This window comes from Streptomyces sp. NPDC092296, assembly GCF_044755465.1.
In the GTDB taxonomy this organism is placed as follows: domain Bacteria; phylum Actinomycetota; class Actinomycetes; order Streptomycetales; family Streptomycetaceae; genus Peterkaempfera.
The window spans coordinates 205,211-230,266 of sequence record NZ_JBIVRB010000003.1; the positions used below are offsets into that span (position 1 = coordinate 205,211).

23 protein-coding genes, 1 pseudogene and 1 riboswitch are annotated in these 25,056 nt (G+C 72.4%); of the genes and pseudogenes, 11 read left to right on the plus strand and 13 right to left on the minus strand.

The genetic code is table 11. The features are described from left to right. Positions 1-88 precede the first annotated feature (88 nt). Positions 89-2,023: an anthranilate synthase family protein gene (locus tag ACIQGZ_RS11355; protein WP_402600977.1), complete on the minus strand. Its 1,935-nt coding sequence runs from the start codon at positions 2,021-2,023 to the stop codon at positions 89-91. 293 nt (positions 2,024-2,316) lie between these two features. On the opposite strand from ACIQGZ_RS11355, the gene ACIQGZ_RS11360 reads away from it, so the two are divergent. After that, positions 2,317-3,660: a class II 3-deoxy-7-phosphoheptulonate synthase gene (locus ACIQGZ_RS11360; protein WP_402600978.1), complete on the plus strand. Its 1,344-nt coding sequence runs from the start codon at positions 2,317-2,319 to the stop codon at positions 3,658-3,660. A 207-nt stretch (positions 3,661-3,867) separates the two neighbouring features. Continuing rightward, on the plus strand, positions 3,868-4,119 hold the full coding sequence (locus ACIQGZ_RS11365; protein ID WP_402600979.1) for a bacterioferritin-associated ferredoxin: 252 nt from the start codon (positions 3,868-3,870) through the stop codon (positions 4,117-4,119). Positions 4,120-4,128: 9 nt separating this feature from the next. On the opposite strand, the gene bfr is transcribed toward ACIQGZ_RS11365, so the two are convergent. Then, positions 4,129-4,608, minus strand: coding sequence for a bacterioferritin (gene bfr / locus ACIQGZ_RS11370; protein WP_402600980.1), 480 nt, complete (start codon positions 4,606-4,608; stop codon positions 4,129-4,131). Between the two features lie 192 nt (positions 4,609-4,800). Here bfr and ACIQGZ_RS11375 point away from each other — a divergent pair, with 192 nt between their 5' ends. Beyond that, positions 4,801-5,442, plus strand: coding sequence for a sulfite oxidase-like oxidoreductase (locus tag ACIQGZ_RS11375; RefSeq protein ID WP_402600982.1), 642 nt, complete (start codon positions 4,801-4,803; stop codon positions 5,440-5,442). 25 nt (positions 5,443-5,467) lie between these two features. Here ACIQGZ_RS11375 and pknB read toward each other — a convergent pair whose 3' ends face one another. The 8 genes and pseudogenes from pknB to ACIQGZ_RS11415 form a co-directional block, all read right to left on the minus strand. Continuing rightward, positions 5,468-7,432: a Stk1 family PASTA domain-containing Ser/Thr kinase gene (gene pknB, locus ACIQGZ_RS11380; RefSeq protein ID WP_402600983.1), complete on the minus strand. Its 1,965-nt coding sequence runs from the start codon at positions 7,430-7,432 to the stop codon at positions 5,468-5,470. A gap of 46 nt (positions 7,433-7,478) precedes the next feature. Beyond that, a complete protein-coding gene (locus ACIQGZ_RS11385) occupies positions 7,479-8,276 on the minus strand; it encodes a thiazole synthase (protein ID WP_402600984.1) in 798 nt (265 codons plus the stop codon). Positions 8,277-8,279: 3 nt separating this feature from the next. Then, positions 8,280-8,522 carry a sulfur carrier protein ThiS gene (gene thiS / locus ACIQGZ_RS11390; protein ID WP_402600986.1) on the minus strand — a complete coding sequence of 81 codons (243 nt, stop codon included), beginning with the start codon at positions 8,520-8,522 and terminating at the stop codon, positions 8,280-8,282. Further along, positions 8,519-9,682 carry a glycine oxidase ThiO gene (thiO, locus tag ACIQGZ_RS11395; protein ID WP_402600988.1) on the minus strand — a complete coding sequence of 388 codons (1,164 nt, stop codon included), beginning with the start codon at positions 9,680-9,682 and terminating at the stop codon, positions 8,519-8,521. Before thiO ends, thiS begins: the two co-directional genes overlap by 4 nt. Beyond that, positions 9,676-9,789: riboswitch (TPP riboswitch) on the minus strand. Its footprint overlaps the gene before it by 7 nt. A gap of 104 nt (positions 9,790-9,893) precedes the next feature. Then, positions 9,894-11,249 (minus strand): GH1 family beta-glucosidase, encoded by a 1,356-nt coding sequence (locus ACIQGZ_RS11400; RefSeq protein ID WP_402600990.1) that lies wholly within the window; start codon positions 11,247-11,249, stop codon positions 9,894-9,896. 53 nt (positions 11,250-11,302) lie between these two features. Beyond that, positions 11,303-12,190 (minus strand): carbohydrate ABC transporter permease, encoded by an 888-nt coding sequence (locus tag ACIQGZ_RS11405; protein WP_402600992.1) that lies wholly within the window; start codon positions 12,188-12,190, stop codon positions 11,303-11,305. Next, positions 12,183-13,106: pseudogene (locus tag ACIQGZ_RS11410) on the minus strand (carbohydrate ABC transporter permease); the annotation flags it as partial. The pseudogene ACIQGZ_RS11410 and the gene ACIQGZ_RS11405, both read right to left, overlap by 8 nt. Continuing rightward, entirely contained in the window at positions 13,099-14,409 is a 1,311-nt protein-coding gene (locus ACIQGZ_RS11415) for an ABC transporter substrate-binding protein (RefSeq protein ID WP_402600994.1), read from the minus strand. The gene ACIQGZ_RS11415 and the pseudogene ACIQGZ_RS11410, both read right to left, overlap by 8 nt. Positions 14,410-14,747: 338 nt before the next feature. Here ACIQGZ_RS11415 and ACIQGZ_RS11420 point away from each other — a divergent pair, with 338 nt between their 5' ends. From ACIQGZ_RS11420 to ACIQGZ_RS11435, 4 genes are all read left to right on the plus strand, one after another. Next, positions 14,748-15,968 (plus strand): NAD(P)/FAD-dependent oxidoreductase, encoded by a 1,221-nt coding sequence (locus tag ACIQGZ_RS11420; protein ID WP_402601446.1) that lies wholly within the window; start codon positions 14,748-14,750, stop codon positions 15,966-15,968. A 91-nt stretch (positions 15,969-16,059) separates the two neighbouring features. Further along, positions 16,060-16,425 (plus strand): Rv2175c family DNA-binding protein, encoded by a 366-nt coding sequence (locus ACIQGZ_RS11425; RefSeq protein WP_402600995.1) that lies wholly within the window; start codon positions 16,060-16,062, stop codon positions 16,423-16,425. 4 nt (positions 16,426-16,429) lie between these two features. Continuing rightward, complete coding sequence (thiE, locus tag ACIQGZ_RS11430; protein ID WP_402600996.1) at positions 16,430-17,095, plus strand: thiamine phosphate synthase; 666 nt, start codon at positions 16,430-16,432, stop codon at positions 17,093-17,095. A gap of 39 nt (positions 17,096-17,134) precedes the next feature. After that, entirely contained in the window at positions 17,135-17,560 is a 426-nt protein-coding gene (locus tag ACIQGZ_RS11435) for a DUF4180 domain-containing protein (protein ID WP_402600997.1), read from the plus strand. Here ACIQGZ_RS11435 and ACIQGZ_RS11440 read toward each other — a convergent pair. Continuing rightward, positions 17,554-18,681, minus strand: coding sequence for a polyprenyl synthetase family protein (locus tag ACIQGZ_RS11440; protein WP_402600998.1), 1,128 nt, complete (start codon positions 18,679-18,681; stop codon positions 17,554-17,556). The genes ACIQGZ_RS11435 and ACIQGZ_RS11440 overlap by 7 nt on opposite strands. A 143-nt stretch (positions 18,682-18,824) precedes the next feature. Between ACIQGZ_RS11440 and metF the strand changes: the two genes are divergently transcribed. Both metF and ACIQGZ_RS11450 read left to right on the plus strand, forming a co-directional pair. Next, entirely contained in the window at positions 18,825-19,742 is a 918-nt protein-coding gene (gene metF, locus ACIQGZ_RS11445; RefSeq protein WP_402601000.1) for a methylenetetrahydrofolate reductase [NAD(P)H], read from the plus strand. Between the two features lie 134 nt (positions 19,743-19,876). Then, positions 19,877-20,713: a hypothetical protein gene (locus tag ACIQGZ_RS11450; RefSeq protein WP_402601002.1), complete on the plus strand. Its 837-nt coding sequence runs from the start codon at positions 19,877-19,879 to the stop codon at positions 20,711-20,713. A 215-nt stretch (positions 20,714-20,928) separates the two neighbouring features. On the opposite strand, the gene ACIQGZ_RS11455 is transcribed toward ACIQGZ_RS11450, so the two are convergent. Together ACIQGZ_RS11455 and ACIQGZ_RS11460 are read right to left on the minus strand one after the other, a co-directional pair. Further along, positions 20,929-21,648 (minus strand): alpha/beta hydrolase, encoded by a 720-nt coding sequence (locus ACIQGZ_RS11455; protein WP_402601003.1) that lies wholly within the window; start codon positions 21,646-21,648, stop codon positions 20,929-20,931. Positions 21,649-21,969: 321 nt separating this feature from the next. Then, positions 21,970-23,079, minus strand: coding sequence for a helix-turn-helix domain-containing protein (locus tag ACIQGZ_RS11460; RefSeq protein WP_402601005.1), 1,110 nt, complete (start codon positions 23,077-23,079; stop codon positions 21,970-21,972). Between the two features lie 268 nt (positions 23,080-23,347). Between ACIQGZ_RS11460 and ACIQGZ_RS11465 the strand changes: the two genes are divergently transcribed. Then, entirely contained in the window at positions 23,348-23,815 is a 468-nt protein-coding gene (locus ACIQGZ_RS11465; RefSeq protein WP_402601006.1) for an NUDIX domain-containing protein, read from the plus strand. Next, positions 23,812-24,780, plus strand: a complete 969-nt coding sequence (gene hemC, locus ACIQGZ_RS11470) for a hydroxymethylbilane synthase (protein ID WP_402601008.1) — start codon at positions 23,812-23,814, stop codon at positions 24,778-24,780. Before ACIQGZ_RS11465 ends, hemC begins: the two co-directional genes overlap by 4 nt. Positions 24,781-25,056 lie beyond the last annotated feature (276 nt).

Genomic DNA, 25,056 nt, shown 5'->3' on the forward strand with positions numbered 1-25,056 from the left:
TGGGGGCTGGTGAGTGCGGTGGTGTACGGGGTGGGTGGTTGTGCGCGCGGTTCCTCGCGCCCCTGGGGGCGCTTCCCGGTGCGGGGGGTCAGTTGGGTGTCGGGGTGAGGGTGCGCAGGAGGGTGCCGATGATGGCGTGGCCGTGGCGGGTGAGGACGGATTCGGGGTGGAACTGGACGCCGGCGAAGCCAGGGCCGCGCAGCGCGTGGACGTCGCCGGTGAGCGGGTCGCGGGAGACGTCCACGCCGAGGGCGGCGAGCCGGGTCGCGGCGGCGTCGTCGCAGCGGGCGGTGAAGGTGTTGTAGAAGCCGACCGTCTCCCGCCGGCCGAAGAGGTCGATCTCCTCCTGCGCGCCCTGGTACGGGATGTGCTTGCGTACCAGCGGCAGCCCCAGCTCGGCCGCCAGCAGCTGCTGGCTGAGGCAGACGGCCAGCAGCCCGCCCCGGTGGTCGGCCAGCGCGGCGGCGGTCAGCTCGCGCATCAGCCGGAGCCGGGGGTCGCCCTGGTCGGTGGGGTCACCGGGGCCGGGGCCGAGGACCAGCGGGCCCCGGTGGGCGGCCACCTCCTCGCGCAGGCCGGGGGAGTCATGGCGGCGGACGGTGACCCGCTGGCCCAGCGAGCGCAGCAGATGGGCCAGCATCGAGGTGAAGGTGTCCTCGCAGTCGACCACCAGCGCGTGCGCGTCGGCGGGCGGCGCGGGCTGCTGCATCCGCAGCCAGAACGGGGCGAGCCCGGCCCGGCGGGCGTCCAGTGCGGCCTGCACCCGGTGATCGTCGGCCAGCCGGGGTTCGGAACCGGCGGCGCGGCCGCGCCGGGCCGGGGCGGGCCGGGCACCGATGGCGGTGAGCACACCGGCCGCCTTGGCGTGGGTCTCGGCGACCTCGGAGTCCGGGTCGGAGTGGCGGACCAGGGTCGCGCCGACCCGTACCACCAGCCGGCCGGTCGCCGGGTCGATGTCGGCGGTGCGGATGCAGATGGGGGAGTCCAGCAGCTGCCCGCCGCTGCCGGTCCGGCCGATCAGTGCCAGCGCCCCGGAGTAGTAGCCGCGCCCGGTGGACTCGTAGCGGGAGATCACCCGGGTGGCGTTCTGCACCGGGCTGCCGGTCACGGTGGCGGCGAACATGGTCTCCCGCAGCACGTCCCGGACGTCCAGACTGGTACGGCCGCGCAGTTCGTACTCGGTGTGCGCCAGGTGCGCCATCTCCTTCAGCCGCGGCCCCAGCACCTGCCCGCCCAGGTCCCCGACGGTGCACATCATCTTGAGCTCCTCGTCGACCACCATGGTGAGCTCCTCCAGCTCCTTGGGGTCGTGCAGGAAGTCCAGCAGCGAGGGGAGCGTCGGGCCGCCCGCCGGATAGCGGTAGGTGCCGGAGATGGGGTTCATCACCACCGTGCCGCCGGTCTGCCGCACATGGACCTCGGGGCTGGCCCCGACCAGCACCCGGTCCCCGGTGTGCACCAGGAACGTCCAGTACGCGCCGCGCTCCTGCTCCAGCAGCCGCCGGAACAGGGTCAGCGCCAGGGCGGGCGAGAAGCTGTCCAGGGTGGCGGTGAAGTCGCGGCGGATCACGAAGTTGGCGCCCTCGCCCCGGCCGATCTCGTCCTCGATCACCCGGCGGACGATCTCCGCGTACTCGGCGTCGTCGATGTCGAAGGCGCCGTCGCGCAGCGCCACCGGCCGCCGGGGCAGCGCGGGCAGCAGCTCCGCCAGCGGCAGCGCGTACTGCTCGGTGACCCGCAGCGCCTCCAGCGGGGTGCCGTCGTCGCGCGCCTCGAAGCCCCGCTCGCGGATCTGCCGGTACGGGACCAGCGCCAGCAGGTCGTGGACGGGGGCGCCGCCGGCCGGGGCGCCGGTCGGCACCGGGAGGTCGGCCAGCGTCTCGTAGCGGCCGGTGTCGCCCAGCAGCACCTCGACGGTGTCCGGGGCGAGCCGGGGGGCGCGGCGGTGCAGCAGGGCGAAGGCGGGTGCCGCCGGGGCGGTCAGGCGGTCGACCAGGGCGGTGGGGGTGAGCGGGCCGGTCACGTGGGGCGTCCTTCCGGGAGGGGAGCGGTGCGGGGAGTGGGTTCCGCTGTCCGGGGAGGGCCGCCGCCACAGACGCCGACGGCCGCCCCGAGGGGCGGCCGTCGTGTCGTCAGGGACGCGCGATCAGTGGGCCGCCTCGGGGACGGTCCACCACCAGGAGAAGGTGTGCGGCGCGTTCATGCGCCCGACTGTAGCGGATCGCGGCCGTGCCGCCGAGGGTCCGCGCGGATGTCCATCGGGTGTCTCAGTCCTCGGGCGGCGGGGACGGAACGGTCCGCGCAGGCCGTAGCCTGGTGCACGTGACCGTGAACGATCTGCACACATGGCAGTCCCTGCCCGCGGCGCAGCAGCCTGAATGGCCGGATTCCGAGGCGCTGCGCAAGTCCCTTGCGGAGCTCGCCTCCTATCCGCCCCTCGTCTTCGCGGGCGAGTGCGACCAGCTGCGCGCCCGGCTCGGTGCGGTCGCGCGCGGCGAGGCGTTCCTGCTCCAGGGCGGTGACTGCGCCGAGGCGTTCGACGGCGTCTCCGCCGAGCAGATCCGCAACAAGCTGAAGACGCTGCTCCAGATGGCGGTGGTGCTGACGTACGCCGCCGCCGTGCCGGTGGTCAAGATCGGCCGGATCGCGGGCCAGTACTCCAAGCCGCGCTCCAAGCCGACCGAGACCCGCGACGGGGTGACGCTGCCGGTCTACCGGGGCGACTCGGTCAACGGCTTCGAGTTCACCCCCGAGTCGCGCATCCCGGACCCGGAGCGGCTCAAGCGGATGTACCACGCCTCCGCCGCCACGCTGAACCTGGTGCGCGCCTTCACCACCGGCGGTTACGCCGACCTGCGCCAGGTGCACGCCTGGAACCAGGACTTCGTGCGCAACTCCCCGGCCGGGCAGCGCTACGAGTCGCTGGCCAAGGAGATCGACAGCGCGCTGGCCTTCATGCACGCCTGCGGGATCGACCCGGAGGAGTTCAAGACGGTCGAGTTCTACTCCTCGCACGAGGCGCTGGTGCTCGACTACGAGACGGCGCTCACCCGGACCGACTCGCGCACCGGCGACCTGTACGACGTCTCCGGCCACATGGTGTGGATCGGTGAGCGGACCAGGCAGCTGGACGGCGCGCACATCGAGTTCGCGTCGCGCATCCGCAACCCGATCGGCGTGAAGCTGGGCCCGACCACCACCCCGGAGGAGGCGCTCACCCTGATCGAGCGGCTCGACCCGGAGCGGGAGCCCGGCCGGCTCACCTTCATCACCCGGATGGGGGCGGGCAAGGTCCGCGACCGGCTGCCGAACCTGGTGGAGAAGGTCACCGCCTCCGGCGCGCGGCCGGTCTGGATCTGCGACCCGATGCACGGCAACACCTTCGAGGCGGAGACCGGCCACAAGACCCGGCGCTTCGACGATGTGCTCGACGAGGTCAAGGGCTTCTTCGAGGTGCACCGGGCGCTGGGCACCCACCCCGGCGGCATCCATGTCGAGCTGACCGGCGACGATGTCACCGAGTGCGTCGGCGGCGGCGACGAGGTCTTCGTGGACGACCTGCACCAGCGGTACGAGACCGCCTGCGACCCCCGCCTCAACCGCAGCCAGTCCCTGGACCTGGCGTTCCTGGTGGCGGAGATGTACCGGCAGGCGCCGTGAGGCCATGCCGAGCCCTCGGGTGACGGCAGGAGTGTGACGGCACGAGTGTGACAGCGTGAGTGTGACGGCACGAGTGTGACGAAGGCCCCCTCGGAACCGGGCGACCGGTGCCCGAGGGGGCTTTTCGCATACGAAGGGTCCAGGTAAGGTGAACCTCAGTCCAGTTAGGCAAGCCTTGGCTGAGTGCCGCGAGGGAGAGACCGCACGATGTACGTCTGCAGCTGCCACGCGGTCACCGAGCAGCGCATCCAGCGCGAGATCGCCGCTGGGGCGGCCACTCCCCGGGAGATCGCCAAGGGCTGCGGGGCGGGGACGGACTGCGGCTCCTGCGTCCGCCGTATCCAGGCGCTGCTGGGCCACCACGGCGCCCGGCCGTGCCCCACTTCCCGGCTGGCCGCCCGGCTCGGCCTGCCGGAGCCCGGGGCGGCGGCGGTCAGCGGCGGCGCCGAGGCGGCGTAGCGGGCGCGGTCAGCTGTCCGGCTGCTCGATCACCTGGGCCAGGTACAGCGGCTCACCCAGCTTCTCCACCAGCTCCAGCTGGGTGTCCAGGTAGTCGATGTGGTCCTCCTCGTCGGCGAGGATCGCCTCGAAGATGTTGGCCGAGGTGATGTCCTGCTTGGCACGCATCACCACGATGCCCCGGCGCAGCCGGTCGATCGCCTCCACCTCGACCTGGCGGTCGGCCTGGAACATCTCGGTGACGGTCTGCCCGACCCGCACATGGAACAGCCGCTGGTAGTTGGGCAGCCCCTCCAGGAAGATGATCCGGTCGGTGAGGATCTCGGCGTGCTTCATCTCGTCGAACGACTCGTGCCGGGTGTACTTGGCGAGCTTGGTCCAGCCGTGGTGCTCCTGCAGTTTGGCGTGCAGGAAGTACTGGTTGATCGCGGTGAGTTCGCCGGTCAGCTGCTCGTTGAGGAACTCGATGATCTCTGGGTCGCCCTGCATGGGTGCACGCTCCACGTCTTCGGGGATGTCGCGGCCGGGGTGCGGCGGCTGGGGGCATCGTGGCACCCGGTGTGGCGAAACTTCCAGTAAGTGCACACTCACCGTGTTCGGTGTGTTTCAGTGCGTTCGAGTGGTTCTGCGGTGGTCAGGGGCGGTAGGGGAGTCCATCGCCCGCTCTGTCACCATGGGGGCATGGGCCAGTTCGAACACCAGCAGCAGCGCCCCCGGCCCGAGGCAGTCGACCCCCGGCTGCCGCCGGGCCAGCGTCCGCAGCGCGGCTGGCCGGTGCTGCACTACGGGCCGGTGCCTCGCTTCAAGCCGCTCAGCTGGGAGTTCCAGGTCTTCGGCGCCACCGCCTCCGGTGAGAAGCACAGCTGGGACCATGAGCGGTTCTCGACCCTGCCGAGGACGACGGTCCACGGGGATCTGCACTGTGTGACCCGGTTCAGCATGCTGGGCAACGAGTGGAGCGGGGTGGCCACCCGGACCGTACTGGAGCTGGTGCCGCCGGCGCCCGATGTCACCCATGTGATGGTGTGGGCGGAGTACGGCTACAGCTCCAATCTGCGGCTGGCCGACTTCGCGGACCGGCGGTCCCTGTTCGCCACCCATCGCGGCGGTGAGCCGCTGACCGTGGAGCACGGCTTCCCGGTGCGGCTGGTGGTGCCGCACCTGTACGCGTGGAAGGGCCCCAAGTGGGTGCGGGCGGTGGAGTACATGCGGGCCGACCGCCGGGGCTTCTGGGAGGAGCGCGGCTACCACAACATCGGCGACCCCTGGGCGGAGCAGCGCTACTCCTACCAGGAGCGGCCGGGCGACGGCCCCGAGATGTGACCGCCGGGCGTGCCCCCGGGTGGGCTCAGAGCAGGACGAGGGTGACCGTGGTGCCCTTGGGCCGCCGGGCGTCGCCGCCCGGGTCCTGGTTGCGCACGGTGGGGGTGCCGAACGGGTTGAGCCGCACCACCCGCACCTGGAACCCGGCCTCCCGCAGCGCGGCCGTGGCGTCGGCCTCGTTCCTGCCCCGGACGTCCGGCACCGGGTAGAGCTGCGGGCCCTTGGAGACGGTCAGCGTCACGGTGGCGCCGGGACCGGCCCGGTCCGCCGGGTCCTGGGCGGCGATCGAGCCCGCGTCGACCGTGTCGGAGTACACCTGGTCGGGGCTGATCTGCACGGTGAAGTGCTGCTCGGCCAGCGCCGCCTGGGCCTGGTCCAGCGGCAGGCCGACGACCTGCGGCACCGGCAACGGCGCCGGGCCCTTGCTGACCACCAGCGAGACCGGGGTCTCCCGGGCCAGCCGCTTCCCGGCGGCCGGTTCGCTGCTGATCACCGCGCCCTCCGCGACGGAGTCGCTGTACTCCTCGGTGGTGGTGCCGGGGGCCAGACCGGCGCCGGTCAGCTGCTTCCTGGCCTCCGCCAGCGGCTTGCCCAGCACACCGGGCACCGCGATCCGCTCCGGGCCGCCGGAGAGCACCACCTTGACCGGGTGGTCCTTGCGGGTGCGCGCGCCCGGCTCGGGGCGGCTCTCGATCACCTCGCCGCGCGGCACCGTCTCGCTGAACGCCTCGGTGAAGTCGGCGCTCAGCCCCGCCGCGTCCAGCCGGGCGACGGCGGCCTGCCGGGTCAGGCCCAGCACGCTGGGCGTGGTCGCGTACAGCGCGGCGGACAGCAGCCAGGTGGTGAGGCCCACCACCAGCACCAGCGCGGTGGCCGCCGCCGCCAGCGTCGGGCCGCGCCGCCACCGCCGCCGACCGGGCCGGGCGGCCGGCGCGGGCTCGTCGTACGGGCGGCCCCGCGGCGTCAGCAGCTCGGGGGGCAGCTCCAGCACGCTGGTCCGCTCCGCGCCGGTCCGCTCCGGGCCGGCCGACGGCGGCGCGGCGGTCGCGGGCAGCCGCGTGGTGGGCTCGCTGGTGGAGTACTGCGGGGTGTGGTACGTGGAGGCGGGCGGCTCGGCGTCCAGCTGCTCGGCCGTCAGCGTGCGGCGCACCCGCTGGAGCGCGGCCAGCAGCTCCACCGCGTCGTACGGGCGGCGCTCGCGGTCGCGGGCGGTGGCGGCGGCCACGATGGCGTCCAGCTCGGGCGGCAGCCCGGGGACGGCGAGCGAGGGCGGCGGCACGTCCTCCGCCAGGTGCTGCCGGACGATCTCGGTGGGCGAGCCGCCGGTGCGCGGCTTGCGGCCGGTGAGCATCTCGTACAGCACGATGCCGCAGGCGTACACATCCGAGCGGGGGTCGGCGGGCTGCTGCCGGATCTGCTCGGGGGAGAGGTACGAGACGCTGCCGAGCACCGTGCCCAGCGGGGTGGCGCTGCCGCTCGCGGCGTCCCCGGCGACCGGGTGGACCAGGCCGAAGTCCGCGACCTTGACCAGGCCGCCCTCGGTGATCAGCACATTCTCCGGCTTGACGTCGCGGTGCACCAGACCGGCCCGGTGGGCGGCGCCCAGCGCGGCGAGCACCGGCTCCAGGATGTCCAGCGCGGCCCGCGCGGACAGGGCGCCCCGGTCGCGCAGCACATCGCGCAGCGTGCAGCCCGGCACGTACTCCATCGCCAGGAAGACCCGGGAGCCGTCGGCGCCCTGGTCGAAGACATTGACCACATTGGGGTGCGCCAGCCGGGCCACCGCCTTGGCCTCGCGGATGAAACGGCCGGTGAACTCGGCGTCCGCCGCGAGCGCGGGGTGCATCACCTTCAGCGCCAGCACCCGGTCCAGACGGGTGTCGGTGCCCCGGTAGACGGTGGCCATGCCGCCCACGGCGATCCGCTGCTCGACCCGGTAGCGGCCGTCGAGCAGCGCTCCGATGAGCGGGTCGTGCAAGGTCGTGTCCACGAGGGGAGTCTAGAGGCGCCCGGGGACAGCCCGGCATGGCGGCCGCTCAGAAGGCGGGCATCTCCCGGTGGTCCAGCTCGGCGCGGCCCGCCGACGGCGAGGACGCCTCGGCGTGGAACCGGCGCGGGATGCGCCCCGCGCGCCGGGCCAGCCGCCCCGCCTCCACCGCCCGGCGCATCGCATCGGCCATCAGCGCCGGGTCCTGGGCCCGGGTGACCGCCGACGCCAGCATCACCGCGTCGCAGCCCAGCTCCATGGCGAACGCCGCGTCGGACGCGGTGCCCGCCCCCGCGTCCAGGATCACCGGCACCCCGGCGCTCTCCACGATCAGCTGGAAGTTGTGCGGGTTGCGGATGCCGAGCCCGGAGCCGATCGGGGAGCCCAGCGGCATCACCGCCGCGCAGCCCACCTCCTCCAGCCGCCGGGCCAGCACCGGATCGTCATTGGTGTACGGCAGCACCGTGAAACCGTCGTCGACCAGCGTCTCGGCCGCGTCCAGCAGCTCCACCGGGTCCGGCAGCAGGGTGCGCTCGTCCGCCACCACCTCCAGCTTCACCCAGTCGGTGCCCAGCGCCTCGCGGGCCAGCCGCGCGGTCAGCACCGCCTCGCCCGCCGTGAAGCAGCCGGCCGTGTTGGGCAGCACCTGGACGCCGTTGCGGGCCAGCACCTCCAGCACCGAGCCCTTGACCGTCGGGTCGACCCTGCGCATCGCCACCGTGGTCAGCTCGGTGCCGGAGACCCGCAGCGCCTGCTCCAGCACCTCCAGGCTGGGGGCGCCGCCGGTGCCCATGATCAGCCGGGAGGTGAACGTCGTCCCGGCGATGGTGAGTGTGTCGTCCGCCATGGCTCAGCCTCCCTGCACCGCGGTGAGGATCTCGATCCGGTCGCCGTCGGCCAGCGTGGTGGCCTGCCAGGCGCCGCGCGGCACCACGGCCTCGTTGACGGCGGCGGCCACCCCGGCGGGCGCGGCGCTGACGGTGGCCACCACCTCGGCCAGGGTCCGGTCGGCCGGGACGCGGCGCGGCTCGCCGTTCACCGAGAGGGCGATCTGCGGGGCCGCAGCGGCTCCCGGGCTGTCGTACGGGCTCATCGCAGGGCCTCCTGAAGGGTGTCGCGGGTGAAGCGGGAGGGCAGGAAGGGGACGGCCGGCTCGGGCAGCCGGCCGGTGGCCAGGTACTCGGCCACCAGGTCGCCGGTGACCGGCGTCAGCAGCACCCCGTTGCGGTAGTGGCCGGTCGCGGCGACCAGGCCGGGCAGCGCGGTGGGGCCGAGCAGCGGCGCGTTGTCCGGCGACCCCGGCCGCAGCCCGGCGCCGGTCTCCACCAGCGGCAGCTCCGTGATGCCGGGCAGCAGCTCATGGGCGTCCCGCAGCAGCTCGTACACGCCGCCGGCGGTGACCGTGGTGTCGTGCCCCAGCTCCTCCACGGTGGCGCCGATCACCAGCTCGCCGTCGGCGCGCGGCACCAGGTAGATGTGCCGGCCGCGCACCACCGCGCGCAGATTGCGGGAGAGGAACGGCGCGTACACCGGCGGCACCCGCAGCCGCAGCACCTGCCCCTTGACCGGACGCACCGGCGGCAGCACGCCGTCCGGCAGCCCCGGCAGCAGATGGCTGCGGCTGCCCGCCGCCAGCACCACCTGGTCGGCGGTGAACTCCGTGCCGTCCTCGGCCAGTGCGCCGACCGCCCGGCCGTCCGCCACGGTCAGCCGGGCGGCGGCCGACGCCACCAGGGTGACCCCGGCGCGGCGGCAGGCCGCCACCAGCGCGGCGCCCACCCGGCGGCCGTCCACCTGGTGGTCGTCGGCGACATGCAGGCCGCCGCGCACCGAGGGGGCGAGCATCGGCTCCAGGCGGCGGCACTCCCGGCCGGTCAGCCAGCCGGAGTCCAGCCCGAGCCGCTGGTGGAAGTCGTACAGCTCGCGCAGCTCCGCCCGGTCGTCGGCGTCCAGCGCCACCGCGAGGGTGCCGCAGGCGCGGTAGCCGGTGGGCAGGCCGGACGCCTGCTCCAGCTCGGCCGCGAAGTCGGCGTACCGGGCGTTGGAGGCCATCCCCAGCCGCAGCAGCGGCTCCTCGCCGTACTGGAGCTCGGTCACCGGCGCCAGCATCCCCGCCGCCACCTGCGCGGCGCCGTGCCCGGGGTCGGGGTCGAGCACGGTCACGGCGAGGCCGCGCTGCGCCGTGCGCCAGGCGACGGCCAGCCCGATGATCCCACCGCCGACGATCAGGACGTCGGCATGCGTGCGTGCCAAGATTCGGATGCTCCCTTCGCCGGCATGACCCGGATCAGGTTCGGACGGTCGGAGGCCGCCGCAGCCTCCCTCTCAGCCCGGTGCGCCGGGCTCCCGTGTTCATGCTCCTCCCACCATAGCGCCGCCCCGTGGCGGGCCCGAAGGGGCCTGCCACGGGGCGGCGGGTGGGTGCACCGGGCCGGCCGTCCGCCGGCGGCGGGCCCGGCGCGGCTCAGTCGGCCTGCCGGGTCCGCGCGCGGTGCGCGGCGATCAGCTCGGCGTAGCGGTGTCCGCTGCTCTTCACGGTGCGCTGCTGGGTGTCGTAGTCGACGTGGACCAGGCCGAAGCGCTTGTCGTAGCCGTACGCCCACTCGAAGTTGTCCAGCAGCGACCAGGCGAAGTACCCGGCCAGCGGGACGCCCCGGGCGACCGCGCGGGCGCAGGCGGCGAGGTGCTCCTCCAGGTAGGCGGTGCGCTCGGGGTCGTGCACCGAGCCGTCCCGGCCCACGGTGTCCTGGTACGCCGAGCCGTTCTCGGTGACGTAGACGCGCTGGGCGCCGTATTCCTCGGAGAGCCGCACCAGCAGTTCCTCCAGGCCGGGGCCGTGCACCTCCCAGTCCATCGCGGTGCGCCGGGGGTCCGGGCCGGGCTGCTGCCGGGCGTAGGGGACCGGGCCGGTCGGGTCGTCCGCGATGATCTGCCGGAAGTAGTAGTTCAGGCCCAGCCAGTCCAGCGGTGCGGCGATGGTCTCCAGGTCCCCCGCGCGGATCGGGAGGTCCACCCCGTACAGCTCGACCATGTCCTGCGGGTAGCCGCGCCCGTGGATCGGGTCCAGCCACCAGCGGTTGGTGTGGCCGTCGGCCCGCAGCGCGGCGGCGCGGTCGGCGTCGCTGTCGCTGGCCGGCTCGATCGGGCTGAGGTTGTTGACGATGCCGACCTGGGCGCCGGGGCAGGCCGCGCGGACCGCCTGCACGGCCAGGCCGTGGCCCAGGTGCAGGTGGTACGAGGTGCGGACGGCGGCGGTGAGGTCGGTCAGCCCCGGGGCCATGTGGCCTTCGAGGTGGCCGATCCAGGAGGAGCAGAGCGGTTCGTTGAGGGTCGCCCAGTGGGTGATCCGGTCACCGAGGGCGCCGGCGACCACCGAGGCGTACTCGGCGAACCGCTCGGCCGTCTCGCGCTCCGGCCAGCCGCCCCGGTCCTGCTGCACCTGCGGCAGGTCCCAGTGGTACAGGGTGGGGAAGGGGGTGAGTCCGGCCTCCAGCAGCGCGTCGGTGAGCCGGTCGTAGAACGCCAGGCCGGCCGGGTTGACCGGGCCGCCGGCCTGCGGCATCACCCGGGGCCAGGCGATGGAGAACCGGTAGGCGTCCAGGCCGAGGCCCTTGGCCAGGCCGACGTCCTCCGGCCAGCGGTGGTAGTGGTCGCAGGCCACGTCCCCGGTGTCGCCGCCCGCGACCTTGCCGGGAGTGTGGGAGAACGTGTCCCAGATGGACGGAGATCGCCCGTCCTCGTTCACCGCCCCCTCGATCTGGTACGCGGCGGTGGCCGCGCCCCAGACGAAGTCGTCGGGCAGAGCACTCAGGTCGTTCACAACAGGCCTTTCGATGAGGGTCGTTCGGCGCCGGGTGTCCGCCGGCGCGGGTGTCACTTGACGGCTCCGGCGGTGAGTCCGGCGACCAGGTAGCGCTGGAGCAGCAGGAAGCCCGCGACGACGGGGACGCTGACGACCAGCGAGGCGGCCATGACCTGGTTCCAATACACGTCGGTCTGGGTGGCGTAGCCCTGGAGCCCGACGGCGAGGGTGCGGGTGTCCTCGTTGGTCAGCACCGACGCGAACAGCACCTCGCCCCAGGCCGTCATGAAGGAGTACACGCTGACCGCGATGATGCCGGGCCGGGCGGCCGGGACGATCACCTGGATCAGGGCGCGGACCGGCCCGCAGCCGTCCACCAGTGCGGCCTCGTCCAGGTCGCGCGGGATGGAGTCGAGGTAGCCGACCAGCATCCAGATGGAGAACGGCAGCGAGAAGGTGAGATAGGTGAGGATCAGCCCGGTCCGGCTGCCGTAGAGGTTGAGCCCGGTGCTCTGGCCGATGTTGACGAAGAGCAGGAACAGCGGCAGCAGGAAGAGGATGCCGGGGAACATCTGGGTGGAGAGCACCGTGGTGGTGAAGACCCGGCGGCCCGCGAACCGGTACCGGCTCACCGCGTACGAGGCGAGGATCGCGACCACGACCGACAGCACGGTCGAGCTGATCGACACCACCAGCGAGTTGATGAAGTACCGGCCCAGCGGGACGGTGTGCCAGATGTCGATGTACGGCCGGATCGTGAAGCCGCTCGGTATCCAGCGGAACGGCTGCTGGACGTCCCGCAGCGGCTTCAGCGACGAGGTGATCATCACCAGCACCGGCGCCAGGGTGAAGACCGCCAGCAGGGTGAGCAGCACCCGCCGGGTCCACCGGAAGGAGGCGGGGGCCGCCATCGCGGAGGGGACCGCGGCGGCGGTGCCGCGCTTCGAATGACTAGGCATCGGCACCCTTCCGGCGAGAGGTGAAGAACAGGTAGATCGCCGTCACCACGAGCAGGAACAGCAGCAGCAGGACCGACATGGCCGAGCCGGCGCCGAAGTTCCAGGTGACGAAGGAGGACTGGTAGATGTGGATGGAGATCAGGTCGGCGGCTTCCGGTGCCGACTTCCCGAACAGGACGTACGGCGTGTTGAAGTCGTTGAACGTCCACAGGAAGAGCACCAGCACCAGCACCTGGTTGACCGGCCGCAGCGACGGCAGGGTGATCTTGCGGATCTGCTGCCAGATCCCCGCGCCGTCCATCGCCGCCGCCTCGTACAGCTCGCGCGGGATGTTCTGTAGGCCGGCCGTCAGGGTGAGGAAGGCGAACGGCCAGGAGCGCCACACCGAGACGACGACCAGGGCGGTGAAGCTGTTGCCGCCGATCAGCCAGAACGGCCGGTCGGAGGTGAGGTGCAGCTGGTCGTGGAGGACGTGGTTCACCAGGCCGGTGTCCCGCTGGAACATGAACGACCAGGTGATCACGGCCGCGTAGACCGGCAGCGCGTACGGGATCAGGAAGAGCGTGCGCAGCAGGCCCCGGCCGCGGAAGGCGTCCTGCATCAGGACGGCCGCGACCGTCCCGATGAGCCAGGACAGCCCCACCGACAGCACCGTGAAGCAGCAGGTCACCCAGAAGGAGTGCAGCAGGGCCTGGCCGACCGGGGCGTTGAAGTCCACCGCCATCCGGTAGTTGCCCAGCCCCTGCCACGGGGCGCCCGTCCAGTTGTGGATGTAGAACTGGGTGAGCTGCTTGAAGCTCATCATGGCGCCGACGATCATCGGTACCACGTGGATGAGCAGTTCCAGGATGAGAGCGGGTATCAGGAGCAGATAGGGCAGGCCGATCCGGCGCAGTCGATCGCGCACGTCAGGAAGCCGGCATCTGCTGCTGGGCCTTGGTCAGGCGGTCCTTGACCGTGGCGTCGGTGATCGGCTTGCCGGAGGCGGCGTCCGCCAGCAGCTCCTTGACGGCGGTGCCGACCAGGGTCTCGAACTGGCTCTCGTCGGCGACCTGCGGCATCGGCGCGGCGCTCTTGGAGAGCACGCTGGAGAGCGCCTTCAGGTCGGGGGAGGCGAACGCCGGGTCGTCCTGGACCGACTTGACCGACGGCAGCGAGCCGTAGGTGGAGTTGAGGATCTTCTGCTCGGCGTCGCTGGTCATGAACTTCACGAAGTCCAGCGAGCCGCTGAGGTTCTTGGTGTTCTTGAAGACGGCCAGGTTGATGCCGGCGACGATGGAGTTGACGGCGGTGTCGCCGGAGGCGTCGGCGGTCTGGAACGGGATCGGGGCGACGCCGTAGTCCTCGGCCTTCATGCCGTGCGACTTCAGCGACGAGGCGGCGGCCTGCCACATCAGCATGGCGGCCTTGCCGCTGGCGAAGTCGGTGACCGACTGGTTGGCGGCGTACTCGGCGTTGCCGGGCGCGGTGATCTTGTCCTTGGCGATGAAGTCGGCGTACTGCTTGACGGCCGCCACGGCGCCGTCGGAGGCGAAGTCCGGCTTGCCGGAGGCGTCGAAGAAGGGGGCGCCGTGCTGCTTGCCGAGGACGAAGACGTTGTGGATGTTCTCCGAGAGGTTGCCGCCCTCGATGGCCAGGCCGAAGTGGCCGTCCTTGGTGAGCTTCTTGCCGTCGGCGACCAGCTCGTCCCAGGTGGTGGGCGGCGCGGCGATGCCGGCCTCCGAGAACATCTTCTTGTTGTAGTACAGGCCGTAGGCGAGCGAGTACAGCGGCACCGCCGCCGGGGCCTGGCCCGCGGCGCCGGCCGAGGCGATGGTCGACGGGAGGAAGCGGTCCTTGCCGCCGATCTTGTCGAAGGTCGCGTCGTCGAACGGCAGCAGCGCGCCGGTGGCCTGGAGCGAGGCCGACCAGGTGTTGCCGATGTTCAGCACGTCCGGGCCCTGGCCGGACGCGGTGGCCGCCAGGATGCGGTTCAGCAGGTCGGACCACGGGATGACCTCGAGCTTGACCTTGATGCCGGTCTGCTTCTCGAACTTTCTGAGTTCCGGCTCCAGGACCTGCTTGTCGTTGTCCAGGCTGGTGCCCTGGTTGCTCGCCCAGTAGGTCAGCGTCTTGGGGGCACTGCTGCTGCCACCGCTGGAGCCGCTGCTACAGGCGCTGGCGGTGATGGTGAGGGCGGCGACGATGGCAGTGGCGGCGGCGAGCCTGTTGGTACGCATGGCTGAGTGCCCCTTCCAGGGGTGCTGGGTGATCAAAGCCGGCGGCTTCACGGCTTATTTCAGGGCGTGATTTAACTCGTGCGCAAAGTGCGGCGTCAAGGCCCCGTGACGCGCCGACGAGCCTACGTAACGGACCCATACCGCTGCGGCCCCCCGCGCTTCCCCCGCCAACCTCCGCTCCCACCTGCGCAGATACCTCCCCGGCCGACCACGCCGCAGGCCACCGGGAGCCGCGCCGAGTCGCAATCGTTGTACAGCGGAGACCCCAACCCCCCACCGGGCGGCCCGGATCGGCGCCCACCCGACCCGCCCCCGCCCCCGCCCGCCCCGAGCGTTAGATTGACCCGGTGGCAGAGCCGAGGAGTACCGACCGGATCGTGATCGTCGGCGCCGGCGTGGCCGGCGCCCGGACCGCCGCCGCGCTGCGCGAACACGGCTGGACGGGCCGGCTGACCCTGCTCGGCGACGAGCCGCACCCGCCGTACGACCGCCCACCGCTCTCCAAGGACGTCCTGCTCGGCAAGGCCGACGCCACCACCTTCGACCTCGACTGGGCCGCCCTGGACGTCGAACTGCTCACCGGCCACCGGGCACTGCGGCTCGACGGCGCGGCCGGCGCCGTCCTCACCGACCTCGGCGCCGTCCCCTACGACCGGCTGGTCGCCGCCACCGGCGCCTCCGCAGTGCCGCTCCCCGGCGCGCTGGGCGTCCCCGGCGTCCACCTGCTGCGCACCGTCGACGACGCGCTGACCCTGCGCGCCGCGCTGCGCCCCGGCGCCCGGGTGGTGATCGTCGGCGCCGGCTGGATCGGCGCCGAGACCGCCACCGCCGCCCGCGCGCTCGGCTGCGACGCCACCGTGGTCGAGGCCGCCGCCGAACCGCTGGCCGGGGCGCTGCCCGCCGAACTCGGCCGGATCGTCCGCGACTGGTACGCCGCCGCCGGGATCGCCCTGCGCACCGGCGCACCGGTCGCCGGGGTCGAACCCGGCGCCGTACACCTCGCCGACGGCAGCACCCTGGCCGCCGACGCGGTGGTGGTCGGCGTCGGCGCCCGGCCCGCCACCGGCTGGCTCGGCGACTCCGGCGTCACCCTGGACGACGGCGGCGCGGTACTCACCGACGCCCGGCTGCGCACCACGCTGCCCGGCGTCTGGGCGATCGGAGACTGCGCCTCCTTCCCCTCCGCGCGGTTCGGCACCCGGCTGACCGTCCAGCACTGGGACAACGCGCTGCACGGCGCCGGTACGGTCGCCGCCGACCTGCTCGGCTCGGACGCGCCGCCGTACGACCCGGTGCCGTACTTCTGGTCGGAGCAGTTCGGCCGGATGGTGCAGTACGCCGGACACCACCCCACCGCCGACCGGCTGGTGTGGCGCGGCTCGCCGCAGGAGGCGGGCTGGACGGCGCTCTGGCTGCGCGGCGAGGCCCTGGTGGCGCTGCTGGCCGTCGACCGGCCGCGCGACCTCGCCCAGGGCCGCCGGCTGATCGAGCGCGGCACCCCGCTGGACCCGGCCGCCGCCGTCGACCCGGCCGTCCCGCTGAAGTCCGCCGCCCGCTGAGGCCGCCGCCGTACCGCCGGGCGCGGCACGGATGGACCGCCAACCGGCCCCGGAGTTACCCATCGGGCCCGCCGGATGGCAGTCTGGACCGGTGAGCGAGATCGATCCCAAGATTGAAGCCCTTGTCCCGGCGTGGCTCTACCTGCCCGACATCTCCGAGCGGTGGGGGGTGGAGGTCACCCGGGTCCGCCAGATGGTCAAGGACCGCGACCTGATCGCGGTGCGCCGCGGCGAGAACAACGCCCTTCAGGTCCCCGCCGACTTCATCGGCGACGAGAAGCCCGTCAAGGGGCTGCTCGGCACCCTGACCGTGCTCAGGGACGCCGGATTCAGCGACGCCGAGGCCCTGGAGTGGCTCTTCACCGAGGACCCCAGCCTCCCCGGCACGCCCGTCCAGGCGCTGCGGGAGAACCGGGGCACCGAGGTCAAGCGCCGCGCCCAGGCGATGGCGGTCTGACCCGGTGACCGAACCGAACACCCACGCGGCGTCGGCCCGGCCCCAGCTGGCCGACGCCCGCCTCTACCTCTGCACCGACGCCCGCCGCGAGCAGGGCGACCTGCCCGAGTTCCTGGACGCCGTACTGGCGGGCGGGGTGGACATCGTCCAGCTGCGGGACAAGGGGCTGGAGGCCCGGGACGAACTGGCGGCGCTGGAGGTCTTCGCGGACGCCTGCCGCCGCCACGGGCGGCTGCTCGCGGTCAACGACCGCGCCGACGTCGCCCACGCCGCCCGCCCCGACGTGCTCCACCTCGGCCAGGGCGACCTGCCGGTGCCGCTGGCTCGGGCCATCCTGGGCGACGAGGTGCTGATCGGCCGGTCCACCCACGCCGAGGCGGAGGTGGACGCGGCCGCCGCCGAGCCGGGCGTGGACTACTTCTGCACCGGCCCGGTCTGGCCGACCCCCACCAAGCCCGGCCGCCACGCACCCGGACTCGGCCTGGTGGAGTACGCGGCCAAGCTGGAGACCGACCGGCCCTGGTTCGCGATCGGCGGCATCGACGCGGGCAACCTGGACCAGGTGCTGGCGGCGGGCGCCCGCCGGGTCGTGGTGGTCCGCGCGATCACCGCCGCCCCCGACCCGGGCGCCGCCGCCGCCGCCCTGGCCCACCGCCTCCGTACCGCCTGACCCCCTCCCGAGCCGGGCCCCCGAAGGGCCCGGCTCGCGGTGCCCCGGGGTACTGCCCCGGCCCGGCAGGGGCGCGGGGAACTGCGCGCCCAGCCACCGCCGACGGTCAGTTGTTGCCCGTACAGATCCCCCGCCTACCCGCCGTCGACGGGACCGGCCCGGCCCGGCAGGGGCGCGGGGAACTGCGCGCCCAGCCACTCCCGACGGTCAGTTACCGGCCGCCCGGCCGCCCGGCTCACGGAAGACCTCTCCCGGCTGAGCACCCGGGTCGCGGGCGACATCGTCCAGAAGTTCGCCGACTACCGGCTCCGGCTCGCCATCGTCGGGGACGTCTCCCGGCACACCGAGGCCGGCGGCGCGCTGCGGGACTTCGTCCGCGAGAGCAACCGGGGCGCCCAGCTCTGGTTCCTCCCCGACACCGAAGCCCTCCGCGCCCGGCACGCCCCGCCGCCCGGCCGTCAGTAGCGGCGAGCGGTCGCCGCCGACGCCAGCTCCCGAAGGGCGTGCCGCGCCCGCTCGTCGCGGAGCGGCGCCGCGTCCAGCGCGGCCACCGCCTCGGCCAGCAGCGCGTCGATCCGCCGCTCGATCCGCTCGGCCGCCCCGCTGCGCGCGATCACCTCGCGCAGCCGGTCCACCTCCGCCGGGGCCAGGTCCGGCGCGCCCAGCCGCTCGTCCAGCAGCCGGGCGTCGGCGGCCGGGCAGGACTCCATCGCCAGCGCCACCAGCAGCGTCCGCTTGCCCTCCCGCAGGTCGTCCCCGGCCGGCTTGCCGGTCACCGCCGGGTCACCGAAGACCCCGAGCTGGTCGTCGCGCAGCTGGAACGCCTCCCCCAGCGGCAGACCGAACGCCGAGTACGCCTCCAGCAGCGCGGGCCCGCCCCCCGCCAGCAGCGCCCCCACCTGGAGCGGCCGCTCCACGGTGTACTTCGCCGACTTGTAGCGGACCACCGCCAGCGCCCGCCGCGCCGCCCCGTCGCCCATCGAGTCGCCCGCGACCGGCTCCAGCACGTCCAGGTACTGCCCCGCCATGACCTCGGTGCGCATCACGTCGAAGACCGGCTTGGCCCCCAGCACCGCCCCCGCGTCCAGACCGCAGCGCAGGAACAGCTCGTCGCACCAGCAGAGCAGCATGTCGCCCAGCAGCACCGCCGCCGCCGTACCGTACTGCGCCCGGTCGCCGCGCCAGCCGCCGTCGCGGTGCAGCGCCTCGAAGCGGCGGTGGATCGACGGCAGCCCGCGCCGGGTGTCGCTGCGGTCCATCAGGTCGTCGTGGATCAGCGCGCTGGCCTGGAGCAGCTCCAGCGCGGCGGCGGCCGTCACGATCCCCGCCGACTCCGCCGAACCGCCCGCGCCGCGCCAGCCCCAGTAGCAGAACGCCGGGCGCAGCCGCTTGCCCCCGTCGAGCAGGAAGTCGCGCAGCGCCCCGGAGGCGTCGAGCAGCTGCGGCGAGATCTCCGCCAGCAGCACCTCCTGCCGGTCCAGGAACTCCGCCAGCGCCCGGTTGACGCGTATCCGCAGCCGCTCCCGGTCCACCGGGTTGCCGGCGGACTCGCTGAGCGGTGCGGCGGTGTCGGCAGGCAGGGTCACGGTGCGGCTCCGGGGCAGGTACGGGGACGACAGCCAGCGTAACCGGGGCCGGCCGGCGTTCCCGCAGGCGGCCGGTCCCTTCGGCGTCTCAGCGGGTGGACGGAGAGTGCCCCGGGGGTCCGGATCGCGGATAACCTTGACTTATGGCACTGGGCACCCCTTCCACCAGAACCGACCACGCGGCCACCGTCCGTGAGCTCCTGGCGGAGGGGCACCGCTCGTTCTCCTTCGAGTTCATGCCCCCGCGCTCCGAGGCCGCCGAGCGCCGGCTCTGGGACGCCATCCGGCGGCTGGAGCCCCTGGCGCCCAACTTCGTCTGCATGACGTACGGCGCCGGCGGCCAGTCCCGGGACCGCACGGTCGACATGGTCGGCCGGATCGCCACCGAGACCACCCTCACCCCGGTCGCCCACCTCACCGCCGTCGACCACTCGGTCGCGGAGCTGCGCAACATCATCGGCCACTACGCCGACGTGGGCGTACGCAATGTGCTGGCCGTGCGCGGCGACCCGCCCGGCGACCCGCTGGGCGAGTGGGTGCGCCACCCGCAGGGCGTCTCCTACGCCGCCGAGCTGGTCGAGCTGATCAAGGGCATCGGGGACTTCTGCGTCGGCGTCGCCGCCTTCCCGGAGAGGCACCCCAGGTCGCAGAGCTGGGAGGAGGACATCCGGCACTTCGTCGCCAAGGTGCGCGCCGGTGCCGACTACGCCATCACCCAGATGTTCTTCGACGTGGACGACTACCTGCGGCTGCGCGACCGGGTCGCGGCGGCCGGCTGCGACGTGCCGATCATTCCGGAGATCATGCCGGTCACCAACGCCAAGCAGATCGACTTCTTCGCCCGGCTCAGCAACGCGGTGCTGCCCGCCGCGCTGGCCGATCGGGTGCTGGCCGTCGCGGACGACCCGGCGGCGGTCCGCGCGATCGGCGTGGAGCACGCCACCGCAATGGCGGAGCGCCTGCTGGCCGAGGACGCGCCAGGGCTGCACTTCATCACGCTCAACCACTCCACCGCGACGCTGGAGATCTACCAGAACCTCGGCCTGCACGAGCGCGGCTGACCCCCCGTCCGCTGCCGCCCGGAGGTCACGGGGCGGCTCCGGGGTCCCGGCGGCGCGGTACGCTCGCTCGACACACGTACGGCGCGGGTGGGCCGGACGGCGGCGCCGGGGCTGCCCGGTGAGTGGAGGTCTCGGTGGGCGTCGGGTACATGCTGCTGTACGCCGCGTTCGTGGTCGTGGCGCTGTGGCTGGTCGCTGAGCTGCTGCTCCAGCACAAGGCGCCGCTGCTGTGGCGGTCGGTCGCGCTGGCGGGCTTCCTCGGCGTGGTCGCCGGGATGCGGTTCGGCTCGGTCGCGGTGATCGGGCTGGGCGCGGCGGCCTTCGCCGTGGGGCAGACCTTCGTCACCCTCTCGGTCAAGCGCGGCTACCGGGCCGGCTGGTCGCTGCGCCGCTCCGACGGCAGTCTGCCGGGCCCGCTGGCCCGGATTCCCTTCCTGGCCGGTGCGGTGGGCGCGGGCGCGGTGCCGCCGTCGGCGCCGGCCGTGCAGCCGGTCGGTGAGGTGGGGCCGGTGGAGGCGGTCGAGATGACCATGGAGCAGCCGGCGGTGGAGCAGCCGGTCGACTACGGGGTGGCGGCGGAGCCGCAGCAGCAGGTGTACGAGATGCAGCCGTTGCAGGACGACGGCGCGGAGGGCTACGGCGTGTACGCGGGGGCGGCCTCGTACGGGGCGTACCCGCAGCAGGACCCGTATGCGGCGGCGGCCTACCAGGGCGGCTACGACCAGGCGCAGTACGGGGCGTACCCGCAGCAGCAGGGCTACTACGACGCCTCCTACGGCAGCTACCCCCCGCAGCAGGACCCGTACGCGGCGGCGGCCTACCAGGGCGGCTACGACCAGGCCCAGTACCCGGCCTCGCCCTACGACCCGCAGCCCGACTGGGCCCCCCAGCAGCAGCCCTGGCCCGACTACAGCACCCCCCACCCCTACGCCGACCCCCCGCCGCCCCCGTACCCCACCAACACCCCGTAACCCTCCCCGACTCCGCGGTGCAGCGGGCCCGTGTGACGGGAGGGGGGCGTGGCAAGCGTGTTCGGGCAGCACGGGCCCCTGCCGACTCGGCAGGGGCCCGTGGTGTGGTGAGCTCTTGTGGTGTGCTGAGCTGAGGAGAGCCGGGACCTGTCCTGGACGGGCAGCATCCCGGCCGACACCCCCTTAGCGTCTGCTACCGGCCGGACAGCCCGGCCTCACTTCAGGTGCCGGTCGAAGAACCGGCCGCCGTTCTCCACCTCGAACCACGGGGTGCCGACGTGCCCGCCCATATTGGCGTGCAGCGTCTTCTCCGTGCTGCCGAAGGCGTCGAACAGGTCCAGGGCCCGCTGCCGGGGGTTCCCTTCGTCGTCCCACTGGAGCAGGAACAGCAGCGGAACGGTGATCTGCCGGGCCTCCTCGCGCTGGGCGCGGGGCACGTAACCCCCGGCGAAGAGACCGGCGGCCGCGATGCGCGGCTCGACGGCCGCCAGCCGGATGCCGACGGCGGTCCACCCGGAGTACCCGACCGGGCCGTCGATCTCGGGCAGCGAAAGGAGGGCGTCCAGGGTGGTCCGCCACTCCGGGACCGCCTTTTCGACCAGCGGGCCGATGAAGGACTCGAAGATCTCGTCGACCGGCTCGCCGGCCCGCATCGCCCGGCGGAGGTCGGCGCGGGCCTGGTCGTCGGCGGCGGAACGGGGCCGGTCACCGCACCCGGGGGCGTCGATGGCGGCCACCGCGTAGCCGTACGCCGCGTAGCGCCGGGCCCGCGCCACCAGCCGGGGTTCCCCCTTGGGCAGGCCGTTGTTGGGGGCCATCAGGATCAGCGGCGCCGGTCCGGAGCCGGGCGTCCACAGGGTGCCGGGGGTCTCACCGAGGGTGAACTCGCGTGCGAGGACGCCGCCATCGAGGTGCTGTTCGGAAGTGAACTGCATGGTCGTGCCTTTCGGGAGAGCTCTTGAACGGCGCTCCCGGACGACCTATCGCCCGACCGTGACCCCGGAGGAGAGCACCCATGTCGCTGCTGTGTTCACGGGTACCACCTCCTCGTTCTCTCGCACGGCCTCCGGGAATCTAGCAGTGGTCCCCGTGGTCCGCCAAACGGATTCCCGCGCGGCTCCGCCACCGGGCGCCCGGAGTCGGAACAGTACGCAGAGCTACTTGGAGCCTCATCGGCCTCGGCCGGCAAGATCACAATCCCCAGCTCGAGTACGAGAAGCGGCGACACCCCGCCGGGCCCGGGTGGTGGGGTCTGCTCAGGCCTTGATCTCGTCCATAAGCATTCTGAGAGTCAAAGAATGCTTTTCTGGAGGCAGATTTTCGAGGGCGGCTTGTGCGTAAGTGACTCCTCCGGGGCCATCTCCTGCCCTGGCCATCATCAGCCCTTTGTGCATCTCCAGATGGGTGGCAAATCGCGGCAATGCGTCGGGTAGTTCTGCAAAGGCATGCTCCTGTGCCTCCTGCGCCTTCTTCTCGTCTCCGAGTCGAGCGAAGAGAAGGCTGAGGAATACATTCATGCGCCAATGCGGAACCGCGTAGTCAGAGGTTTGTCGGTGAGACCCGGCAAGATCGAAGATCCTGCGTCCCTCTTCGGCCAGGGCGAGGGCTTTTCGTCGGTCTCCTCCGATCGCGGCCACATGTGCACGCCCCATGACGGCGTTGAGCAGGCCGAGGCTCGGTGCCTGTGAAATCTCCTGTGCCTGCTTGGCCAGCAGGTCGGCCACGGGGAGGGACGCGCCTTCATAGCCGAGTGCGATGGCGGCCCTGCCTCGCACCCAGACACGCGACTCTTCGTCTCCTGAACGGTCGGCGGCCTCAACGGCCATCCGGTACCACACCAGAGCCTTGGAGCCGTCGGAGCCGGGGAATGTCTTCGCGTAAAGGGTCATAAGCCTTGCTGCGACAGCCCACAGTCTAGGGTTTTCCAGCTGCTGCTGGATCACCACCAGTTCACCGGCGAGGCTTCGTTGGATGTCGGCTGCCCCCATGGACATATAGTCGGTGCCATAGGAAGCCAGCTTCTCCTCCCAGGTGTCCAGGTCGGGACCGAGGCGCCTTAGGCGTGCAGCGAATCCGGCCTCGATCAGGTCCGAAGCCGCGATGGGAGCTATGGCCAAAGCTGCAACGTCCGTAAAGAAGGTTCGACGTTTCACTTCGTTCTCCAGGAGCGCAAGGGGTACCTCCAGAACTGCGGCGAGATGCCGAAGCCAGAAAGGGCCTGGCTGGACCTTGTTGCATTCCCAGCGAGAAACGTACTCCCGCGTCATGGTGTACCCCGGGGCCGACTTCGACAGCTCGGCAGCCAGCCGAGACTGGGACCAACTGTGCGCCGTGCGAAGCTCCTTGACCAACCGCCCGAGAGTCATGACCCCATGATGCCCCTAGACATGCCACTGGTGAGGGGACTCACCCGCAAGTGATCCTCGGAGGGTCCACCCCCAACTGTGGAGGCCCCACCATGGCGACCACTGGCGTCCCCCACTTCGATGACTTGCATCAGAGCAAGGAGGTCAAGGACAACCAGGCGCAGGGAGCCGCCCTGACCGACGTCACCTCTCATCCCGTCCCGGGCTTTGGGCGAGGTCGTTCCGCCCGGGACGGGGCACCGAATCCGATCGGCCCGAGGGGGCACCTGTGGGCGCAGCACCAGGCCATCCCGTCACGACGTACGTCCTGTGCACCGACCCGGTTTTCCGGCTGCTGATCGTTCAAGCGGCGGGGCTTGGGACCTGGCACCTTCCGGGCGGGGTGGTCGAGGCCGGCGAGTCACCGCTGGCTGCGGCCCGCCGAGAGTTCCGCGAGGAACTGGGCCTCAGCGTGGACCTGCAAGGGGACGACCTGTTGTCGGTGGAGTGGGCCGGAGCGCGCCGCCCTGGTGCGCGTGACCGGCTTGTCCTTCTCTGGGCGGGACCGATGCTCAGCACCGCCGACACGGACCGGATCTCCCTGCAACGACGGGAACTGTCGTCGTGGCAGTGGGCGACCCGCGAAGAAGCCAGGACGATCCTGCACCCCGGCGTTGCCGCTCGGATCAGGGCGCCTTTCCAGCCCCCCGGGCGCGTTGTTTACCAAGAGACACGTCACGAAAGGACGGACACATGACTGCTGACTTCCCCGCGCGGGTGCTTCGAATCGGCACTCGTAGTTCTCCGCTCGCCCTTGCCCAGACGGACATGGTGATCGCCGCTCTGAAGGAGCACGAACCGGAGCTTCGGACGGAAGTGGCCCCGGTCACCACCGAGGCCGACCTGTGGCAGGGCGACCTTGCCCAGCTCGGCGGCAAGGGGCTTTACACGAAGCAGATCGACACCCTGCTCCAACGCGGTGACGTGGATATGGCCGTGCACTGCGTCAAGGACGTGCCCGGGGATGTGCCCCTGCCTCGCGGGTTGGTGTTCGCCTCCTACATGGAGCGGCCGGACGTACGGGATGTGCTGCTGTTCCCCGAGGGGTCCGAGCACACGTCGCTCGCTGACCTCCCTCCCGGCGCGGTTATCCTCTCGTCTGCGGTCCGCCGGAAAGCTCAGGTGCTCCGCGCCCGGCCCGATCTCAAGGTCGTCCGGGTGCGCGGGGCTGTCGGCAGCAGGCTGGAGAAGCTGGACGGTGCGAGGAAGATCGACGTGAAGGCGGACGGCATGATCCTTGCCGTGGCCGGTCTCGCCCGACTCGGGATCGAGCGCCCCGGGTACGTGCTCAGCATGGACGAGATGCTCCCTGCGGTGGGGGCGGGGGTGCTCGGCCTTGAGTGTCGGCAGGACGACCACGCGGTAGCCGCGCTGCTGGAGAAGGTGAACCATCCCCGGACCATGCGGGAGGTGACCGCCGAGCGCGTCATGTTGCACAGTCTGCGCGGGCACTGCAACAGCCCGATCGCCGGGCACTGCACGACGGAAGGCGACGGGCAACTGTGCCTTCGCGGCATGGTGTTCGACCGCGAAGGCTCGAAGTTCGCCAATGCGATGACGTGGGACGAGCATCAGGGAGACCCGGCAGTCCTGGGCGCCCGCGTCGCCGCCGAACTGCTCCGGCAGGATGCCCGGAAGATCATCGAAGGCATCCCGCACTAAGGTCCGTTCGGTAGCGTGCGGGCCGTCTGCCTACTCAGACGATCCATTGCCCGACCAGCGGCGCACCTGCTTGTCCGCACGGTGCCGTGCCGCGCCGAGGGCATCCGGCCTGTGCGCCCGTGCGTGGAGGCTTGGGAGCGGGCCCAAGAGCGGGAACGGCAGCGCGAGCGGCGCACCGCAGCGGCTCTTGCCGCTCTGGGCATTGACGGCCTGCCCCCGGGGGCTCGGGGTGTGCCGGAGGGCCGGGTCTGTACCGCCGTACTGACCCGGCCCTCG